General features: G+C 52.8%; 17 protein-coding genes. 13 read left to right on the plus strand and 4 right to left on the minus strand.

Translation table 11 applies throughout. From position 1 onward, the window contains the following. Position 1 precedes the first annotated feature (1 nt). The 9 genes from AC1RGE_RS29510 to AC1RGE_RS29550 all read left to right on the plus strand — a co-directional run bounded on the left by AC1RGE_RS29510 (position 2) and on the right by AC1RGE_RS29550 (position 11,737). On the plus strand, positions 2-1,960 hold the full coding sequence (locus AC1RGE_RS29510; protein ID WP_492585507.1) for a glycosyltransferase family protein: 1,959 nt from the start codon (positions 2-4) through the stop codon (positions 1,958-1,960). Between the two features lie 350 nt (positions 1,961-2,310). Continuing rightward, positions 2,311-3,129 (plus strand): ABC transporter permease, encoded by an 819-nt coding sequence (locus AC1RGE_RS29515; RefSeq protein ID WP_072444912.1) that lies wholly within the window; start codon positions 2,311-2,313, stop codon positions 3,127-3,129. Beyond that, entirely contained in the window at positions 3,119-4,471 is a 1,353-nt protein-coding gene (locus AC1RGE_RS29520) for an ABC transporter ATP-binding protein (RefSeq protein ID WP_492585509.1), read from the plus strand. Before AC1RGE_RS29515 ends, AC1RGE_RS29520 begins: the two co-directional genes overlap by 11 nt. 25 nt (positions 4,472-4,496) lie before the next feature. Beyond that, a complete protein-coding gene (locus AC1RGE_RS29525; protein WP_492585511.1) occupies positions 4,497-6,815 on the plus strand; it encodes a methyltransferase domain-containing protein in 2,319 nt (772 codons plus the stop codon). A 255-nt stretch (positions 6,816-7,070) separates the two neighbouring features. Then, a complete protein-coding gene (gmd, locus tag AC1RGE_RS29530; RefSeq protein ID WP_072444907.1) occupies positions 7,071-8,156 on the plus strand; it encodes a GDP-mannose 4,6-dehydratase in 1,086 nt (361 codons plus the stop codon). A gap of 7 nt (positions 8,157-8,163) precedes the next feature. Continuing rightward, on the plus strand, positions 8,164-9,096 hold the full coding sequence (locus AC1RGE_RS29535) for a GDP-L-fucose synthase family protein (protein ID WP_492585513.1): 933 nt from the start codon (positions 8,164-8,166) through the stop codon (positions 9,094-9,096). Positions 9,097-9,100: 4 nt separating this feature from the next. Next, a complete protein-coding gene (locus tag AC1RGE_RS29540; RefSeq protein ID WP_072445012.1) occupies positions 9,101-9,844 on the plus strand; it encodes a glycosyltransferase family 2 protein in 744 nt (247 codons plus the stop codon). A gap of 18 nt (positions 9,845-9,862) precedes the next feature. Then, positions 9,863-10,975 (plus strand): glycosyltransferase family 4 protein, encoded by a 1,113-nt coding sequence (locus tag AC1RGE_RS29545; RefSeq protein ID WP_492585515.1) that lies wholly within the window; start codon positions 9,863-9,865, stop codon positions 10,973-10,975. 438 nt (positions 10,976-11,413) lie between these two features. Further along, on the plus strand, positions 11,414-11,737 hold the full coding sequence (locus tag AC1RGE_RS29550; RefSeq protein ID WP_492585517.1) for a hypothetical protein: 324 nt from the start codon (positions 11,414-11,416) through the stop codon (positions 11,735-11,737). Positions 11,738-11,808: 71 nt separating this feature from the next. Here AC1RGE_RS29550 and AC1RGE_RS29555 read toward each other — a convergent pair whose 3' ends face one another. Then, the gene (locus AC1RGE_RS29555) at positions 11,809-12,006 is read right to left on the minus strand and encodes a hypothetical protein (RefSeq protein ID WP_492585518.1); all 198 of its coding nucleotides are present in this window, start codon (positions 12,004-12,006) and stop codon (positions 11,809-11,811) included. On the opposite strand from AC1RGE_RS29555, the gene AC1RGE_RS29560 reads away from it, so the two are divergent. From AC1RGE_RS29560 to AC1RGE_RS29575, 4 genes are all read left to right on the plus strand, one after another. Continuing rightward, positions 12,005-12,607, plus strand: coding sequence for a GGDEF domain-containing protein (locus AC1RGE_RS29560; RefSeq protein WP_345769786.1), 603 nt, complete (start codon positions 12,005-12,007; stop codon positions 12,605-12,607). The genes AC1RGE_RS29555 and AC1RGE_RS29560 overlap by 2 nt on opposite strands. Positions 12,608-12,763: 156 nt before the next feature. After that, complete coding sequence (locus AC1RGE_RS29565; protein ID WP_011063715.1) at positions 12,764-13,135, plus strand: hypothetical protein; 372 nt, start codon at positions 12,764-12,766, stop codon at positions 13,133-13,135. A gap of 10 nt (positions 13,136-13,145) precedes the next feature. Then, entirely contained in the window at positions 13,146-13,595 is a 450-nt protein-coding gene (locus AC1RGE_RS29570; protein ID WP_011063716.1) for a DUF3828 domain-containing protein, read from the plus strand. A 126-nt stretch (positions 13,596-13,721) separates the two neighbouring features. After that, on the plus strand, positions 13,722-14,804 hold the full coding sequence (locus AC1RGE_RS29575; RefSeq protein WP_019092772.1) for a dienelactone hydrolase family protein: 1,083 nt from the start codon (positions 13,722-13,724) through the stop codon (positions 14,802-14,804). A gap of 33 nt (positions 14,805-14,837) precedes the next feature. Here AC1RGE_RS29575 and nirK read toward each other — a convergent pair whose 3' ends face one another. The 3 genes from nirK to AC1RGE_RS29590 all read right to left on the minus strand — a co-directional run bounded on the left by nirK (position 14,838) and on the right by AC1RGE_RS29590 (position 18,505). Beyond that, complete coding sequence (nirK, locus tag AC1RGE_RS29580; RefSeq protein ID WP_492585520.1) at positions 14,838-15,926, minus strand: copper-containing nitrite reductase; 1,089 nt, start codon at positions 15,924-15,926, stop codon at positions 14,838-14,840. 113 nt (positions 15,927-16,039) lie between these two features. Then, entirely contained in the window at positions 16,040-16,858 is an 819-nt protein-coding gene (locus AC1RGE_RS29585; protein WP_015637188.1) for a YfaP family protein, read from the minus strand. Positions 16,859-16,861: 3 nt separating this feature from the next. Next, positions 16,862-18,505 carry a DUF2300 domain-containing protein gene (locus AC1RGE_RS29590; protein ID WP_492585522.1) on the minus strand — a complete coding sequence of 548 codons (1,644 nt, stop codon included), beginning with the start codon at positions 18,503-18,505 and terminating at the stop codon, positions 16,862-16,864. Position 18,506 lies beyond the last annotated feature (1 nt).

Here is an 18,506-nt window from a genome sequence, read left to right on the forward strand (position 1 = left end):
CATGACAACTAAGCCTTTTGTACTTCCTGAAAATTTAATTGGTCGCTTTGCTATTGTAAAGCTCTGGCCCGATATTAAGACTGCGGAAGATGAATGCATTGCACGCCTGAAGATTGCCGCAAATACTCTGGGTATAGAGTGCGTAGAAGTTCACGCCGACGGTAGCTTCCTTTCACATCCGGAGGCCAAGGCGTCAAAGGACAATGTGGACTTTGTACTTCACCTGCACTATGACACCCCAAAACAGTACGATGCTTTTTCTATAGTTGCACTGTGGAATCCACTCAGATTTTATCATGAGTGGGGATACGAGCGTACCTCCAGAAACCTTACAACCCATGATGACTTCGTCAGCTGCAGTTCAGACGCAGCAGATAACCACGTGGGCAGAATGATTCGCTCAACACACTCTCATTTGCCAGTTCAGTTCAAGTTGTATCATTCAACTGCCGATATTATCCACCCCCCCTCCCTGGGTGATGGAAAGCTTTTCTATGCAGGTATTAACTGGGAAGCTATCAGCGGTGGAAAATCGCGCCACCAGGAGGTACTCAAACGCCTGGACCCAAGCGGCCTCTTGAGAATTTATGGTCCAACCATATTCCAAGGAGTGAAAGTCTGGGCTGGCTATGAGAGTTATATCAAAGAGGTTCCTTTTGATGGCACCTCCATGATCGATCAAATATCAAAGGCAGGCATTGCATTGGTGCTTTCTTCTCAGGCTCACAAAGAGTCGGAGTTGATGTCCAATCGTTTGTTTGAAAGCATTGCTGCTGGCGCACTGATCATTTGCGACGAAAATCCATTTGCCAAGAAATTCTTTGGCGACTCGCTGCTCTATGTAGACAGCCGTACAACTGCCGAACAGATGTACTCTGATATCGTCAGCCATCTTGAATGGGCCCAGAAGAACCCGACCCAAGCGTTGGCGAAGATTGAAAAAGCTCAGAAAATTTTCAGCGATCACTTTACACTTATTAAAAATCTGAGCGACTTGTACTCTGGTTTTACCCAGCGCAAAAACGATTTGCAAGAAAAACAAAATCCGCAGGGTAGCCTGTCGGTTAAAGTTCGCGTAAATCTTCTGATGCCCGAGTACTCCCCCTCGACACTCCAGGAGCACGTAAAAAGTATTCAGGCACAAGAATACTCCAATTTCTCTTCGGCTCTGGTCGTAGACAAAAAAGATGCAGTCGCCTTTCAGCGCGAGATAAGTGCCGCTCTGGCCACTTCAGCAACCCCTATTGATCTTGTTCAGGTAGAGTTCTTCAAGTCCGGAATTCATCCTGAAATCAAATCGCGGACACGTTTGGGCGAAATCATCAATGGCCTTCTTGAATCAAGCCAAGACTCCGATGCCTTTATGCTTGTGGCACCTAATGAAAGACTTTTCTCAAACCATCTAGCCGTTCTGTGTGGTGCTCTACAGCGGGACCAAAAAACTCAGTGTGCTGCAACAGCAGCGCTACTCATTGACGGCGATACCCCCATACACACCGTACATGAGCTAATTGACTTTGGGCATGTGAATCGAGCAGGACCTACAGGATACGGACGTTTTATATTCCGTACAAACGCCATACCTCATGATATTGGAATTGCTCTGCGCCACTTGGATGGCCGCCCATTGGCAGCGATGGTTGGTCAACACACGATTATGCAGCAAATGCCAGCATCCATTTCAATCAACGTGACCCAAGACTTTCCGGAGCGGACTTGGGATGATGCAGCCGAGAGCGAAATTATTTACCACTTCGCACCTGAAGCTCTAAATCTCGCGACAGGTTTTGGCCCTCGTCCGCGCCAGCCGGTACATGTTGCGACTGTAATTGAAGCTACTAGCCTGCATTTGATGAAAAAGCTATTAAACCGTAACTGGATAAAGTCTCAAATTTCGGCCATTCGAAAGCATGGACTTAAATCCAGATTCAAAGTGCTAAAAAGAAAACTAGCTCTGTAGTATCAAACCTTATAGTTCAAAATAGCCGCCTGTTTAAAAATAGCGGCTTTTTGACTACAAAGTACAGAGCATTAATTTTCTGACCCCATGCTTATAAACCTGCATGTAGAACTGGAATGAGCTTGCTATGAATACTGGTCACTTATACGAAAAATGTAAGCTCCAGGCTTTAAAAAATGAGATGCCGGCAACACTGACTGTGGATAGTGGCCCATTCGTGGTGAAGTCTGCATTAGCCTACGTAGCCCGAAACACAGGACTCCCGGGCCACAGTAGCAAAGTCAGCCTTAACGATCGCCAGAAGGTCAAACCGAAGCAGCCGTCCTGAGGACGCTGGAGAAATCGAACTGATGCGAAAATTTTCTATCTCACCAGCAGAAATGCTGATCAGCCTCTGGCGAAACCGGAGCTTGGTACGCACATTGATACAACGCGAGGTGGTAGGTCGCTATCGTGGTTCGATCATGGGAATACTTTGGTCTTTTTTTAATCCGATCTTGATGTTGGTCGTCTACACTTTTGTTTTCAGCGTGATATTCAAGGCGCGCTGGAGTGGTGGAAGCGAATCAAAAACCGAGTTTTCACTTGTATTGTTCGCCGGACTCATCATATATAACCTCTTCGCTGAATGTGTGAACAAGTCTCCTACACTGATTACGTCACATATCAATTATGTCAAGAAAGTCATCTTCCCTCTTGAGATACTGCCATGGGTTGTCTTGGGGTCAGCAATGTTTCATGCCATTGTCAGCCTGGGAGTTTGGCTGATCGCATACTCCATTCTCTTCGGAGTACCAAACGCAACGGTATTGTTATTCCCACTTATACTATTGCCCTTGGCCATGTTCATAATGGGCATCACTTGGACCTTGGCATCACTTGGCGTTTACCTACGAGATATCGCGCATTTCATCGGTACAATCACAACGCTAATGATGTTTTTGTCACCGATATTCTACTCCATCGATGTACTACCTGAAGAATATCGACCATTTTTCATGGCTAATCCACTTACTCCTATTATTGAGCAAACACGAAACGTTTTGTTTTTTGGTATATCCCCGAACTTTTCAATTTTGGCAGTTTATTTTCTTGGATCCATACTAATTGGGTGGACCGGTTTTATCTGCTTTCAAAAAACACGAAAAGGTTTCGCTGATGTCCTCTGAAATTGCGATCAAGGTAGAAAATCTGAGTAAATGTTACCAAATTTACGAACAACCAAGAGATCGTCTCAAGCAAGCTCTCTATCCGAAATTTCAAAAGCTTTTCGGACTGACAGAAAAACAATACTTCAGCGAGTTTTGGGCCCTCCGAGATATCAGCTTTGAGGTAAAAAAAGGCGAATCCGTTGGGATTATCGGCAGAAATGGAAGTGGCAAAAGTACTTTATTACAAATAATAACAGGGACACTTTCAGCCTCTACCGGAAAGGTCACCACGCAGGGACGAATCGCTGCGCTATTGGAGCTTGGCTCTGGTTTTGATCCGGACTTCACAGGCCGTGAGAACGTGTATCTAAATGGTGCATTGCTTGGAATCAGTCACCAAGAAATCGACGCGCGATTCGATAGCATTGCTGCGTTCGCCGACATAGGTGAGCACTTAGACCAACCCGTCAAAACCTATTCCAGCGGCATGCTGGTGCGGCTAGCCTTTGCTGTTCAAGTTCAAGTAGAACCTGACATTCTGATTGTCGATGAAGCCTTGGCGGTTGGCGACGCATTATTTCAAAAGCGTTGCTTTCAACGAATAGAAAGACTTGTCTCGAACGGCACTACTGTTCTTTTCGTCTCCCATGAGCAGGAAAGTGTAAGAACACTGACGAATCGTGCGCTCCTGCTAAAAGATGGTCGCTCCAGGGCCTGGGGACTGTCCTCCGATGTGGTACTAGAGTACCGACGGCTATTGCACGAGGAAGAAACCACTTACCTGTCCTCTCTCGCCAATGAGATTGCGGCCTCCAAAAGTAAGGAGGCCGAGGAAAATATTGTCGTTGATGAGAACGCCTCACGTTCAGAGAAAATGTCATTTGGCGACGGTGGTGTGAAGATACTGAGCGTTCATACACTCAGTGCTGAAAATCAGGCCTGTAATATCTTTTATCCCGGGCAGGACTTAAAAATAAAAATTACCTGTCAATCCAGTATCAAGATCAGAAATTTGAACGTCGCAGTACGTATACGCAACAAAGAGGGCGTAAAGATATATTCATGGGGAACATTGAACCAAGACATGGCGGCCATTGCCTCAGGCAGTGACAGAAATCTGTTTTGGAATAGACACATCAAGCCAGGCGAACAATTTGAAGTGATTTTAGAGGCGCCGTGCAACCTGGGAGCGAACCTTTATGAAATTCAAGCCGCTATCTCCCATGAAAACACCCCAGATTACCAATCCCAACGAATGTTGCACTGGGTTGACGAGGCAGCATTTTTCCAAGTCATGATGATGATGGATAAATATTTTTTCGGTGGTGTGTCCGACCTTAAAATGAATGCGAAATGGTAATGACACTGAATCAGAAGGCTTATCAATGACTGATTATAGAGCTGAGTACGACGACTATTGGTCGCGAGAGGACAGGGTTGGCGAATCCAGCGGTGACGTTGAAATCATTGCCAATCATATCGTGAATACCTGCGGCCTCGGCAGCGTCCTTGACCTTGGATCAGGCGAAGGCTTGCTGGTCGGCGCCCTACTGCGCAGAGGAATTGATGCTAAAGGCCTAGATGTCAGCACTGTAGTGGTTGAACGCTGCAATAAACGATTGCCGGGACGTTTCCAGCAGGGCTCCATCCTTTCACTTCCATTTACTGACGGCGCTTTCAATACCATCGTTTCAACAGACTGCATGGAGCATCTGGAAAAAACAGATGTGCCACAGGCGCTTCAGGAAATTTTTAGAGTTGCGGGCAGATACGTATTTCTGCAATTGGCAACAACCCAAGACCGAGATGGACATTGGCATTTGACTGTCGAAGGCCGTGCTTGGTGGGAGTCAAAGTGCTTTGAAGCTGGGTTTAGAAAGCACCCTAACTATTATCGATTGAATGAGTACGAGGCGCTCAACAACGATAGTTGGCAAATCTACATCCTTCTCGAAAAAATTCCGGCCGAGGCACTGACCGACTATACACTTGAGTCTCTAGATGCAGAGCGTGGCCTGCATATGGATATGACGCGCGACACTGGAGAGCGCTCGGATGCCCATATCATCCGTTATCAATGGGCATGCAACTATATTAAGCCAGGAGATCGCGTGCTGGATGCCGCATGCGGCCTCGGATACGGTGGGTATATTGTCCGTCACTTGACTGAGGCGGCATCTGTCGTAGGTATCGATGGTAGCGATTACGCAATCGACTACGCGACAAAATCTTTTTCATTCAATAGCGATAGAGCCAAATACCAATCGGGCATGCTCCCTGAAGCACTATCGCAATACCAAGATGGTTCTTTTGATGTTGTAATTTCCTTCGAGACGCTCGAACACGTCGAGAAACCAGCAGAGCTACTCCAAGAGTTCTATCGGGTACTGACGCCTGGTGGCCGGGTCATTGTGAGCGTCCCCAACGATTGGAGTGATGAGACAGGCACCGATCCGAATCCCTTTCATCTTCATGTGTACGACTGGAAGCGCTTAAAATCCGAGCTTTCTAACCACTTCTTGCTTGAAGACGCATACGCACAAACTGCAAGCCAAGTTAAGCTCGCGGGGCAAGATAATGTCTGGGAGCGTCGTAGTCGGTCCCTCAGACAAGTACCACTATCCGAAGACTCTCCGGTAGAGTGCGAGTGGTGGTTGATGACTGCCATGAAATCACCACTGGGATCCACGTTTCCATATGAAGAAAGAGTTTTCGCAAACATTGCAGACTCAGGACATCCTTCAATTCGCTACTCGGCGTATTTTGAAAACCCATGGCTCATCTATGCCATGGTTAATGTCAGCTATCGCCTGAAAAACCCTCAAACCTTAGCGACGCTCGCAGAGCAGGTATTGCGCACCATGGACCGGAAGTCCAATGACTACGCAGCCGCGCTATGTGTTAAAGCCTATTCCATTTTTGAAGCTCATCTGATGGAAGTTGGCGCAGTAGCGGAGGTTCTTGCAAAAATAGATCAATTTACAGAACTTTCCTCCAAGGACCTTATGGGGGTGCGCTGGAAAGTTTCTCTCCTCATGATTAAAGGAAAGTTACTGCAAGCTACCGGCCAAATGCTTGAGGCGAAAGAAGCTTTTATAGCCTGCACCAAGATTGACATTCGAAAGTTTGGTATCCACCTCGCTACTAAAGTAACAGAAGCACACTACCTAGCAGGTAGGATCTCACTCGCACGTGAACAGCAGGAAGAGGCTCGCCAATATTGGCAGAAAGGGCTGCTCTTTGGCCAAGTACTACTCGAAGCCTCTCTTGAAGATGTACTGATCAAAAAAACTGCTCCTAACCGTTTTAATAATGGAGATGGTGTTCGCGAGTACACAGTTGCTTGGAACAATATTGCAAAATGCGCAAACGGGATTTATCTATTAAATTTAAACCACGACATAGATTATCTTTCGCTCGAGAACTGCCACCAAACTGAATACAACAATGTAAACGAGCAGCTTATTATTGTTCGCCAGACACTGGTAGAGCGCACACGGCTACTCGAGCAAACTAAAAAAGAGTTCTCTGAACTTGATCAGGACCTGATCAATACCAGACAGCTGCTCATCGAGCGCACAGCACTTCTAGAGCAAACCAGCCAAGATCTCTTAGAGCGCACCGAAGACTTGGTCAACACTCGCCAAGTACTGATCGACCGAACTGAAAGGCTGGAAAAAGCGCTAAAAGATCTTGAGCAATAACGACCAACCAGTCCAGAGATAGGTTCCGTCACTGTCTCTGGACAACCAATTATTTTGCGATCAAGGAGGAGGGGGGGGGACAAATGATAAAACGACTTACATTAAGAACCTACTACAAAAAGGGACTAGGCTTGAATAGCGGTTCCGCAGCCAGCCAAGCAATGACGATTTAAATAGTTTTTTTGGGCATTCAGTAATACACCAGCCTGATCAAAACTTAAACACCCGAACACTACCTAACTTTAAGTGAAGAGCATGAAAAAGACAGCATTAATTACCGGAGTAACAGGACAAGATGGGGCCTACCTCGCGGAGCTTCTTTTAAGCAAAAATTATGAGGTCCATGGCATCAAGCGTCGTAGCTCACTGATCAACACTGATCGTATCGACCATCTTTACCAAGATCCGCACGAGCCCGATCAACGTTTTATCCTGCACTACGGCGACATGACCGACTCGTCGAGCCTGATTCGTATTATCCAGCAAGTACAGCCGGATGAAATCTACAACCTGGCAGCACAGTCGCATGTGGCTGTATCCTTTGAAGAGCCTGAATACACTGCTAACTCAGACGCATTAGGCGCTCTACGTATTCTAGAAGCCATTCGGATCTTGGGCCTAGAAAAAAAGACCCGTTTCTATCAAGCATCTACTTCTGAACTCTATGGCTTAGTGCAAGAGATCCCTCAAAAGGAATCCACACCGTTCTACCCGCGATCGCCTTATGCGGTTGCCAAGCTTTATGCATATTGGATTACCGTCAACTATCGTGAAGCCTATGGCATGTACGCCTGTAACGGTATCCTTTTCAACCACGAAAGCCCTATTCGTGGTGAAACCTTCGTTACTCGCAAGATAACCCGCGCACTAGCTCGAATTAAACTTGGGCTTCAAGACTGCCTGTACCTGGGTAACATTGATGCTAAACGCGACTGGGGCCATGCAAAAGACTATGTCGAGATGCAATGGCTGATGCTGCAACAAGAGACACCGGAAGACTTCGTCATCGCAACTGGAGTTCAATACAGTGTCCGTGAATTCGTAGAACTGGCAGCTGAAAAAATCGGCATTACTATTACTTGGAAAGGCCAAGGCGTTGACGAAAAAGGTTTCGACGAAAAAGGCAACTGCATAGTTTCAATTGACCCTCGCTACTTCCGTCCGACGGAAGTCGAAACTTTGCTCGGTGATGCATCAAAAGCAAGAAAAATTCTCAATTGGACTCCAAAAATCACGTTCAAGGAACTGGTTTCGGAAATGATGCTGGAAGACATGAAAATCGCAGAGCGTGATGAACTGGTGACTAAGCACGGATACTCATCCTACAATCGCCACGAGTAAATAAGCAATGGATAAAGCCTCCAAGATATACATTGCCGGCCATCAGGGGATGGTAGGTTCGGCCATTAAGCGCCGCCTTCATGAGGAAGGTTATGTCAATCTGGTATTTCGAACTCATACTGAACTGGACTTAACCAATCAGCCTGCAGTCGAAGACTTCATACGAGTCGAAAAGCCGGATTACATTTTTTTGGCCGCAGGAAAAGTGGGCGGGATTCATGCAAACCAAACTTACCCTGCTGATTTTATATATCAGAACCTGATGATCCAGACAAATGTTATACATTCAGCTTGGAAGGCAGATGTCCAGCGCTTACTTTATCTTGGATCCAGTTGCATTTATCCTCGTGAGTGCCCCCAACCTATCAAGGAGGAGTACTTGCTCACAGGGCCCTTAGAGCAGACAAATGAAGCATATGCTGTCGCAAAGATAGCAGGCCTAAAACTGTGTGAAAGCTACAACCACCAGTACGGCACTCAATATGCGTCAATTATGCCGACTAACCTCTATGGTCCCAATGACAATTACGACTTAAACAATAGCCACGTGTTGCCTGCGTTAATTCGTAAGGCACATGAGGCTAAGGTCAATGGGGAAAGCCATCTTGTCGTTTGGGGGTCGGGCAGGTCCAAACGTGAATTCCTGTTTGTCGACGATCTCGCCGATGCCAGCGTTCTCCTGATGGAGACACCTACAGATGGCGGGCTATTCAATGTCGGAACCGGCAAGGACATAACTATCCACGATCTGATCATAACTGTGATGAGTGTTATTGGTTTCGAAGGCGATATAGTCTTTGATAGTGACAAACCAGACGGAACGCCGAGAAAGCTCTTAAACATAGACCGTATGCGCAACTTGGGATGGAGCGCAAAAACTTCACTGCAGGATGGTATCGCACGTGCCTACGAGGACTTCCTGTCCAATGTGGCGGAGTAAATTAATGACCGAACCTTTGATAACAATTGCCGTACCCTCTTATAATCAAGGTGAGTTTCTTGACGACGCTTTAGCATCAATTTTTCAGCAGGATATTCCTGTTGAGGTTTTTGTCCTAGATGGCGGCTCAACTGATAACTCCGTGGAGGTTATTCGTAAATGGGAACACCGCTTATGTGGATGGCGCAGCCATGCGGATGACGGTCAAGCCGCGGCAATCAATGAGGGTATTTCGCAAGGAAAAGCACCCTATGTTTGCTGGCTAAATAGCGACGACTGGTTCCTACCAGATGGGTTGGCGACACTCGTGAAAGAGTTGCAAGCCTGCCAAGATGTACCAGCCGTTTACGGTAGGGCCTGGAATGTGATTCAGAAAAACGGAAAATGCACACCTGTGTGGGTGGAACCCTTCCAGGAGCGCAGGCTGGCCTTGCGTTGCATCATCTCTCAACCCGCAACCTTGATCCGTCGGACAGCATGGGACTTGGTAGGAGGCGTAGATGGAAAGTTGCACATGGCTATGGACTATGACTTGTGGTGGAGGCTGTACAAACAACTGGGGGCCATGCGATTCGTTGATAACTACGTGGCAGTCAATCGTGAACACGCAGCAACCAAGACCAAAACCTTGAGAAGGCGCCACTACAAGGAAGCGATGGCGGTGGTGCGTAAGTATCACGGCAGCCTACCTTTAAAGTGGTGGCTGGCTCAGCCTTACTCTGTTTGGTTCAAATCAATAGTCGGTTAGTTAAAGGTCCAGACAGGCATGAGGATTCTTCATTTCTATAAGACATCGTTCCCTGATTCAATAGGTGGTGTCGAGCAGGTGATTAGTCAAATCGCCAGAGGCGCCACTAGACTCGGGGTTCATACAGACGTATTGTCACTTACTCCTAACATCGCCCCTCGCACAATCGAAATTGACGGTTATCTTTCACACAGGGCAAGACTAGACTTCCAAATCGCATCGACTGGGTTCTCTATTTCAGCGTTCCGGCGTTTTGCACAACTGGCCAAAGAAGCAGATGTTATTCACTTCCACTTTCCGTGGCCATTCATGGATATTGTGCATTTAACCCTGCGTATAAAAAAGCCTACGGTAGTCACTTATCACTCCGACATCATCCGCCAGAAAAATCTGCTTAAAATCTATCGCCCCATTAAAAGATTATTTCTTAACAGCATGGATTGCATTGTAGCCACCTCGCCAAACTATTTAGCCACCAGCGAAGTGCTTACTGGATACGTGGATAAAGTTAGAATTATTCCGATCGGCCTAGATAAATCCAGCTATCCAGTTCCAAACGTAGAGCGTCTAACGTTCTGGCGGAATAAACTTGGAAAAAAATTCTTTCTTTTTGTAGGAATGATTCGCTATTACAAAGGGCTTCATATTCTAATGGAAGCTGCACAGGGTACTTCTTACCCTATAGTCATAGTTGGAGCAGGCCCAATTGAAGATCAGATCAAGGCACGAGCAGCTAGGCTGGGCTTGAATAATATATTCTTCCTTGGGCAACTCCCCGAGGAGGACAAAGTTTCCCTTCTTGAGCTTTGCTATGCGGTAGTGTTCCCCTCGCACTTACGATCCGAAGCTTTCGGCATTTCACTTCTTGAAGGTGCCATGTTCGGAAAACCGATGATTTCCAGTGAGATCGGTACCGGTACGACCTTTATAAATATAGCCAACGAAACGGGGCTAGTTGTTCCACCCAGCGACCCAGATGCGCTACGTCAAGCCATGCGTTACCTTTGGGATAATCCAGCAGAGGCAGAAAAACTAGGCAAGAAAGCCGAAGAGCGATACTGGAAGCACTTTACCGCAGAGGTGATGGTTAACGAATACGTCAAAATTTATCGAGAGCTGGCTAAAAAATAACCAGACAGTTTCAGGTATAATACTAATAACCTCCTGAGACTTCTGGCTCCTTTCCAGGCAAGCCCCGCCTCATATAGTTATAACCTTCCCTTGGCTCTACCCGATCTGACCTTCTGGACTTTTTTGACATATAACGCGCACGAACAATGTTACACTACAATACTAATAGCCCCCACTCCGAAAGTTTAACCATCCTTTAATTCCAACTATCCAACAACTAAATTGATTGACTCAGCTTGCCCGACCGAGCTGTTTCATGAATGATGGATAGCGGCTGGCGCCATTCTACCATTGAGACACTCAGACCGACTTCTTAGTTACCTCCAACGGACGACACAACTGCCCATTAATCCTCGTTTTATCGCTTACTCTGTTTACTCTGTTTACTGCTTAGTCTTGGACTAAATCCTGATATAACTTTGAGCAGAGGCCATTGTATTGACGCTCCACATCCCCACCCTGCTCGTGGTTTCGACTTTCATTTTCGTCCTGACCGGGCTATCGACCATTCACACCTGGCTCCGCGAAACTCGAGAGCGCCCATTGTCCGACCTGAGCAGCATGATGCTTCTGGCCGCCTTGGGTCTGGCGCAGGTAAGCCTGCATAATCTGGAAGCAGAGTTCGTACCTGAGGTGCTTGGCAACATGGTTCTTTTGCTGCTTGCAGCATGGAACCGAAGCGAAATACGCATACTCACGGCCGCACTTCCTGCAAACCGAAAATACTGGCTAGAGCAGCGTCATGGCTTGCTCTGTGCCTGATCCCCTCTTTTTATGCTTCCATAACAATATGGGTTTCGGTGTATTCAGCTATCGTCGCCAGACATGGCTTGCTAACAATATTGGAGTTCTGGCGCAACCGACATTGTCTCGAAGTTACCTACCTGCCAGCCTTGATCTTGATCTTGATCTTGATCTTGACGGTGCTGCATACCGCGTTTTATGCCGAGCGTACCTTTGTCGACCAGGACATCCCCCTTGATCAGGCGCTGAAGAGCCTTGTTGCCGGGGTGCCACTCTTCTCCATTCATGCTGTTCGAATCGATGCTGTATGTGATTGGCATTGCCTACGTGACCCTGTGCATGGTCAAGGAACGAGTCGAACTGCGCTTCAAGGCGGCGGCCTTCTGCGACGCCCTGACCGGTATCGGCAACCGCCGGGCGTTCATGGTCAATGGCGAGCGGATGCTGATCGAATGCCAGCGCCGGTGCTCACCAATGGCCTTGCTGCTGTGCGACCTGGACCATTTCAAGCGCCTGGACGACGCCTACGGTCATCAGACCGGCGACCAGGTGCTGGTCGCATTCAGCCAGGTGCTTGCAGAAACCCTGGGTACAAAAGACGTATTTGCCCGCATTGGCGGTGAAGAGTTCGCCTGCCTCCTGGCCGCGACCGATGAGCAGGCCGCAGTAACGGTAGCCGAGCGGGTTCGCCAGGCTTTTGCCCGCTTGCCTCTGCTGGAACCCGGGCTGCTCAGCGTCAGCATCGGTGTGGTCAGCAGTGAAACCCGGGGCTACGACCTGCCGCGCCTGTTGTCCCTGGCCGACGAAGCCCTGTATGGCGCCAAGCACCAGGGGCGCAACCGAGTGCACACGGTATCGCGCAGCGCCCTGGAGTTGCAGCCGGACTGAACGGCCAGGCCGCCTGGCTCCTGCGTGGTTTTGCCAATCAGCGGGATAACTGTGATACGCCCCCCAAAGGCGGCAAATAAGGCACTTAGCCAGTATTTCCGGCGCCCTTGGGCAAGAATAAACTCGCCGCTCTCCAGGACTCTCGGATGACAAGGAATGTGGAATAAAGAAGCCGCTATCAGTCACTTGAACGCTCACGCTCACGCCGGTAGTACGGGGCGCTGTGCGGCCTATACTCGCCAGGCGATCGAAGCCGGTGGCGGTGGGGTGATTCTGCACAGGAAGCACTCGGCCAAGGACTTCGGCTCATCATTGACTTCTGCCGGTTTCATCGAACAGCCGGCCGGCCAGACGCCCGCAGCGGGCGATGTGGTGATCATCCAGCCCATTCCAGGGCACCCCCACGGTCACATGGCGATGTTCAACGGCACACTCTGGGTGTCAGACTTCAAGCAACTGCACGGTTTCTACCCGGGGCATTCCTACCGGGTGCAGAAACCTGCCTACAAAATCTATCGCCATCCGTAAGGGGTCCTCCATGAGAATGCTGTTCTGCTCGCTTCTGGCAGCGGTCGCGATGCATCAGTCGGTCGCCCTGGCCGACTGCGCCAGTTCGCCAAAGCCCGCAACCCAGGCGTTTTATAGCTGGTACCTGCAAACCTTCAGCGAAGACAAGGATCCGTTGACCGACAACGTGGCGGAAATGAAGAAGTACGTCTCCGACTCGCTGATCACCAAGATCAAGAAACAGATGGCCAGCCCCGACGGCCTGGAAGAGGACTACTTCCTCAAGGCCCAGGACTACATGGATGAGTGGCTGACCCAGATCAAGGTCAGCGAACCACAAGTCCAGGGCTCCAGCGCCAAGGAGCAAGTGACGTTGGGCAACACCCCGGACACCACCCAGATCGTCGATGTGCGGATGATCAAGGACAAGGGCTGCTGGAAGATCGATGAAGTGATTTCCACCGCCGACCAGAGCGATTGACCTACCGCTTCGGCGCTGACTCCGGCCACAGCGCGGGTCGTCCATCCGGGCGATCCGCCATGCTAAGCTGCGCGCCGTTTCGGGCAACGGCCCGGGACCTCCTTCACTGAAAAAGGACTCTCAGTCATGTCGTTGCCGGCCGCAGTACGCCTGCCCCTGTCATTTCTCTCGCTGTTCAGCGTTCTCAGCCTCAGCAGTTCCTGGGCCCATGCCGATGCGCAACAGGACGTCGCCAAGGGGCGCTGGCAAGGCCTGGCCGGCATGGCCAACCTGTACCTGGACGAAGCCACGCCAGCGGATTTCATCGAGGCCGGGGACAATGAGAAGAGCCAGCACGACAACTACGCCGGCGCCCTCGCCTATTACCTGACCGCTGCCCGCCTCGATCCGAAGAATGCCTACGCCTCCTACCAGGCCGCCGGCAGCCTGGCGGCCATGGACAAGAACAAGCGCGCCGCCGAATACCTCGACCAGGCCCGCGAGCGTGGCTTCTGGCAGCTGGTGCTGCTCAAGGAAGACGACGAACTGGAATCGTTGCAGCAGGACCCGGCCTACAAGAAGCTGTTGCAGGCCGCCGAGAAGAACTACCCGGCCAAGGCCAGGGATGCGGGCCTTGCGGCCTTCAGCATTCCCCAGGGCAAGGCCCCGAGCGAGGGCTGGCCGGTAGTGGTCTGGCTGTCGGGGTTCGGTACCGAAGGCAGCGACGGCATCGACATGCGCACGGACCTTGTGGGGGAAAAAGCCGTGCTGGTGGGCATCAACGGCACTCTCAAGCGCGACGAACACCAATTCATGTGGCAGCAGCATTCGGTAGCACCGACCGAAGAAGCGGTCAGCGCAGCGCTGAAGAAACTGGAAAAGCAGACCCGTATCGATCGCTCGCGCATCGTCCTGATGGGTTTCTCCCAAGGTGCCGAGCACGCCTCGCACCTGATCGCCGAGTACCCGCAGCACTACAGCGGCGCGCTGCTGCTGTCACCCGGCGGCTACCGGATTCCCTTCGGCGAAACTAAGGCCCGGGACAAGCGCATCGTCATCGTCCATGGCGCCAAGGAGCACGAGAGCAACCAGAAGCTCACCGCCGCCACGCAACAGGCCCTGGAACCCGGCAACCAGGTCCAGAGCCATGAGCATGAGCAAGGCCATACCTTCCAGGACGACTGGCGCCAGGTGTATCCGGGCTACCTGAAGTTCGCCCTGAACCTCTGATGCCAGGTGCCGGGGCTTGAGCCCCGGCTGCTATCACTTGGCCGGAGTCATGGGCCCGGGGGCCTTTACCTGAGTCATCAGGTCATCGTCCCACTGCCCCTCGACCTTGACCTGAGCCAGGGCCCCCAACTCCATGGCCTCGATCAGGTTGTGGTTGAGGTACACGTAGGTGCCCGGCTGCTTGAAGGTGTAGAGCGCCGCCAGGGCCGAACCGCCGGGGATGAACCAGGTCTCCAGGTTGCGTTGCGGGGCGTTGGCGAACTTGCCGGTGGTCCAGACCCAGTCGCCATGGCCGCCGATCAGGTGCGGACGGCTATCGCGGTTGGCCTGGGAGTGGATGAACAGCACGCTTTCGCCGACCTTGGCGGTCAGGGCGTTGGCTCCGGTCAAGGCGCCGACACGGCCGTTGAACACCACGTGGCTCGGGGTCAGGGTACGCATCACTTCACGGGTATCCTGGTAGCTGGAGGCCAGGTCCGGGTAGCTCTTGTAATGCCCGTCCTTGTCCTTGGGGATGTACAGGTCGAACTCGCCGATGGTGTAGGCCCGGTCATAGTGCAAGGGCTTGCCGGCAGGGTCCTGCAAGCCTTCGCGCGGCAGCACCATCAAGGTCCCGCTCATGCCCGAAACCACGTGCCAGGGCACCATGCCCGGCGGCGCGCAGTGATAGACGAAGGTCCCGCTGCGGTCAGCCTTGAAACGCAGCACCACTTCCTGCCCCGGCAGCACCTGGGTCAGGGCCGCACCGCCCAGGGCACCGGTGGCCGCATGGAAGTCGATGTTGTGGGGCATGCTGTTGCTGGCCGGATTGCTCAGGGTCAGCTCGACGTAGTCGCCCTCGTGCACCACCAGGGTCGGCCCCGGCATGGAGCCGTTGAAGGTCATGGCCTGCAGGGTGGTGCCCTGATCGTCCACCACCATCTTTTTCTCTTCCACGTTCATGCGAAACTGCACGACCTTCGGCGGCCCGCTGACAGCCTGCTCATGAACATGCACCTGGGGCGGCGCCACCAGGTCCACCTTGACCCGCTGCAAACCGTCGGCGCCCGCAGCCAACACCAGGCTGGAGGCACAGCTTCCGGCCACTACACAGCACTTCAACAACGATTGAAAAGCACCCATGTTCTGCATTTCCCTGCCAATGAATGGTGATTCATTGCAAGGCAAACACCGGGGGCCCGTATTGTCTCAGGGCAATGAACGGATGGCCGGGAAAGCGCATCCGTTGAGCCCGGTCATGGATAACTGAAACTGCGCACCAGGGTCAGCTCCCCGGGAGCGCGCATCGGCACCACAAAGGTCTCGCTCTTTTCATCCGGCGTGCCTTCCTCGGTAATCACTGTGACCTGGGCGGTGGTCAGGGGCTGCACGGCATTTTCCTGGCCGCCGTCTTCATCGTCGTCACTGCGATAACCGCCACCGTAGTAGTTCACATAGACCAGGTACTGGCCCTTGAGCGGCGCCGGCATGGAGAAGATCTCCGGGCCGTAGCCCGTGGTCACGTCCACATCCAGGGTCGCGCCGTTGGGAGCCACGCGGTCGCCGTACCAGATGTGCGCGCCGTCCGGGGTTACCAGGTGCAGGTCGAGGTCGGTGTTGTCGCTGTCCCAGGACAGCAGCACGCGCAACTTGGGCGGGGTCACGCCACCGCCGGTGTTGAGAAACTGCACGCGCTTGCGCTGCTGGCCATCCGGGCTGCGCACTTCGACGCTGTTGCTGCCGTTGGGGAAGGCGTACGGCCGGTCGAAGCTGCCTTGCTCATCGAACTTGAGCGGCATGCTGACGCCATTGACGATCAGCTTGCCGGGCTCTTTGTTCGCCTTGGGCGCACCCTTGATCTGCCCGCGAATACGCGCGGTATCGGCCTGGCCCTGGGGGGTATTCACCGAGGAGGCTGGGTAGTTGACCTCCTGAATGTACTGTTCACCATCCATGGCTCGAGTGCGCCAGCCGCCCTTGGGGGTGTCGAGCTGGATGCCGCTGTCGGCCAGGGCCATGGGCAGGCTGAACATTCCACAAAGGAACAGGAGGACCGGGGGAGCAGGAAGTTTCATGGCCTATTCCAATAAAAGATGACGGGCGAGCCCTTCGATGTAGGTTTCATCCTGGCCGTTGGGATGAGCGTCAAAGGCCAGGTGCAGGTATTCATGAGTCAGGTCGAGGCGATCTTGCAGCGAGAGCACGCCCCGCACATAGATGCGTTGCCGTTCACGGTCGACGTAGGGCCGGCCGAAACTCAGGCGGCACACGGCGAACTGGCTGATTTCGTTGTAGCCGATCTCTTGCTCCAGCGGTTGGCGCCAGCGCCGGCGCTGCTGCAGCAGCCACTCCTGGGCCGCCGGCAAGGGTTCGCAGGAGGCCACGGGGTTGTCCCAGCGGCTGAGGCTGGCCCGGGGATAGGCGTGCAGCAGGATGGCGTCGTAGCGTTGCCCGGACCGGGCCTGCTCCACGGCCTGTTGCCAGGACAGTTTGTCCGGCGCCTTCAGGTCCGAGTGATAGGTGACTTGAGTGCCGGCCAGCACCAGGTCGCTGGTCCAGGCGGCAATGGCCCGGGCCTGGGCAGTGGCCGGGCGCGGCGCGACCCGCTGGCGGTTGCTGCTGTCGTCGATGCTCAGGCATTCGCCGCTGCGCCCGGCGTTCTGCAACAGGTAGGTACGGATGGCCACGGCCAACGCCTTGGCGGCCTCCACTGGCTCACTGGTGGCTTCGCGCTGCAGTACCCGAGCGACATATTCCTCACGGTCCAGGCGCGCCACCAGTCGCTGGGCCGCAGGGTCTTGCTGCAGGAACAGCTCGCCGGCGCTGTGGATATCCAGCTGGTTGCCGTTGGCAAACTCCACCCGGTAATCCCCTTGCAAGGCACCCGGTTTAGCCGGCTGGCCGCCCTGGCTGACGCTTTTGAGCGGGTAGCGGGAAAACAGGCTGACCTCCACACAGCGGCCTTTATCCACAGGCGGGTTGTCCGGCAGTTCCTGGTTCAGGGCCTGGGCGTAGTCCTTCAACACCCGTTGGCTGGTGCCACGCCCGCCCACCCACAGCGGTGTGCCATCCACCAGCCAGCCGGCAAAACCACCCTGGCGCGACTGCGGGTCCTGATCCGCCAGCCAGCTCCAGGTCTTGACCCGCAAGCGCCCGCCCAAGGCGCCCACTACTGCGCCATCGGCGGCATTGAGCACCACATCCAGCAACACGCGCCGGGCCGTGTCCCGGGCCGGCAACAACGCCAGCACCTGCAGCAGCTCCGCCACCGGGACCCGGGTCTGGGGCTGCAGCTGGTTGAGGTCCTGCAACCAGTCGGGGGCGTTGCGGGCCTGCCAGTAATGGCGCCAGTCAGCGGCGGACAGTTGCAAGCGCTGGGGCTCGAAATACAAACCGCAGGAACGTACCAGCGCCTGATCACGGGCGATGCTGGCACCCACCGCACAGCAGTAGACCTCTTCCTTGGACTTGCCCTGGCAGGCATAGGCCGGCTCCTGGGCGCCGGTGTCCACCAGCCAGGCGTAGACAAAGAGTTTCCAGACACTGCCCAGGGGCGCTTGCAGATCCTTGGGCAACGGCTCGCGAGACAGAACCTGGGTCTTGCTCAGGCTCACCAGCTCACTGTCCGGGGCGGTTTTCCAGGCCAGGCGCAGAGGCTCGTCCTGGGCCGTCACCCACCCAGGAAGCAAACACAGACATAGCCAGGCCCAGCACCGCACCATG

It is taken from the genome of Pseudomonas sp. GW823-FHT02C05, assembly GCF_058797595.1.